Here is a 1,688-nt window from a genome sequence, read left to right as displayed (position 1 = left end):
TCGAAGTGGTCGCCCCAGCAGGCGATCTCAAGACCGTCGTAGCCCCACTCGGCGGCCAGCCGGCAGACCTCCTCGAACGGCAGGTCCGCCCACTGACCGGTGAACAACGTGATCGGCCTGGTCATCAGTCCTCCACACTCGTGAAGCGGCTGCCGGCAGCCGCGCTCTCCTCGACGGCGGCGAGCACCCGCTGCACCTGGAGGCCGTCCTCGAAGGACGGCGTCGGGTCGGTGCCGGCGGCGATCGCCTCCAGGAAGTCCTTCACCTCGTGGACGAAGGTGTGCTCGTACCCGAGGCCGTGCCCCGGCGGCCACCAGGCCCCCACGTACGGGTGGTCGGACTCGGTGACGAGGACCCGCCGGAAGCCGGCGTCCGACTCCGCGGCGTCGTAGAACCACAGCTCGTTCATCGCCTCGAAGTCGAAGGACAGGCTGCCCGCCGACCCGTTGATCTCGATGCGCAGCGCGTTCTTGCGCCCCGTGGCGAAGCGGGTGGCCTCGAACGACGCCAGCGCGCCGCCCTCGAAGCGGCCGATGAACAGGGCCGCGTCGTCCACCGTCACCTCGCCCTTCTCACCGCCGCCGCCCTGGCCGACGAGGCCGCTCGACCCCTCGGCGAGCGGGCGCTCCTTGACGAAGGTCTCGGTGAGCGCCGTCACCCCGGTCAGGTTCCGGCCGACGATGAACTGGGCGGTGTCGATGATGTGGGCGCCGATGTCACCGAGCGCGCCGGACCCGGCCTTGTCCTTCTGGAGCCGCCACACGAGGGGGAACTCGGGGTCGACGATCCAGTCCTGCAGGTACTGCGCCCGCACGTGCCGGATCTCGCCCAGCCTGCCCTCGGCCACGAACCTCCTGGCCAGGGCGATGGCGGGAACGCGGCGGTAGTTGAAGGCGACCATGCTGCGCACGCCGCGCGCCGCCGCCTCCTTCGCGGCGGCGGTCATCGCCTCCGCCTCCGCCACGGTGTTGGCCAGCGGCTTCTCGCAGATGACGTGCTTGCCCGCCGCCAGCGCGGCGATGGCGATCTCCGCGTGCGAGTCGCCCGGCGTGCAGATGTCCACGATCTGCACGTCGTCGCGCTCGATCAGCCGCTTCCAGTCCGTCTCGACCGCGGCCCAGCCGAGCGTGTCGGCCGCCTCGGCCGTACGCTCCGCGGACCGTCCGGACAGGACGGCCATGGCCGGCCTCGGTACGTCGAAGACCGCCGCGACGCTCCGCCACGCCTGTGAGTGCACGCGCCCCATGAACGCGTACCCCACCATGCCGACCCCCAGCGCCGGCCTGCTTTCAGTCACTAGAACTCCCTCGAATCAGGGCTGGATCAGGATTCGAACCCGGTGGGCAGATACTTGTCGGCGTTGTCCTTGGTGACGGTCTCCGACGTCAGGGTGATGGACTGCGGCACCTGCTGCTCCAGCAGGTCGCTCATGCCCTTGCCCTGCGCGATGAGCCGGGCGATCTTGATCGCCGAAGCGGCCATCGTCGGGCTGTAGGTCACCGTCGCCTTCAGCACACCGCTGTCGGCCTTGATGTCGCGCATCGCGTTCGCCGAACCGGCGCCGCCGACCATGAAGAACTCCTCACGCCCGGCCTCCTTGATCGCCGCCAGCACACCGATGCCCTGGTCGTCGTCGTGGTTCCAGATCGCGTCGATCTTCTTGTGCGCCTGCAGCAGGTTGCTCGCCA

General features: G+C 69.8%; 2 protein-coding genes and 1 pseudogene. All 3 read right to left on the bottom strand.

The window, feature by feature from the left end:
* A pseudogene (locus HHX33_RS36945) lies at positions 1 to 125 on the bottom strand (sugar phosphate isomerase/epimerase); the annotation flags it as partial.
* Positions 125 to 1,297, bottom strand: a complete 1,173-nt coding sequence (locus tag HHX33_RS34565; protein ID WP_244302556.1) for a Gfo/Idh/MocA family protein — start codon at positions 1,295 to 1,297, stop codon at positions 125 to 127. The pseudogene HHX33_RS36945 and the gene HHX33_RS34565, both read right to left, overlap by 1 nt.
* 26 nt (positions 1,298 to 1,323) lie before the next feature.
* On the bottom strand, positions 1,324 to 1,688 hold a 365-nt coding region (locus tag HHX33_RS34560), incomplete at its 5' end, for a substrate-binding domain-containing protein (RefSeq protein ID WP_182878241.1).

It is taken from the genome of Microbispora sp. H10670 (assembly GCF_014161385.1).
Lineage (GTDB): Bacteria > Actinomycetota > Actinomycetes > Streptosporangiales > Streptosporangiaceae > Microbispora > Microbispora triticiradicis.
This window is presented reverse-complemented; position numbering and strand designations above follow the sequence as displayed.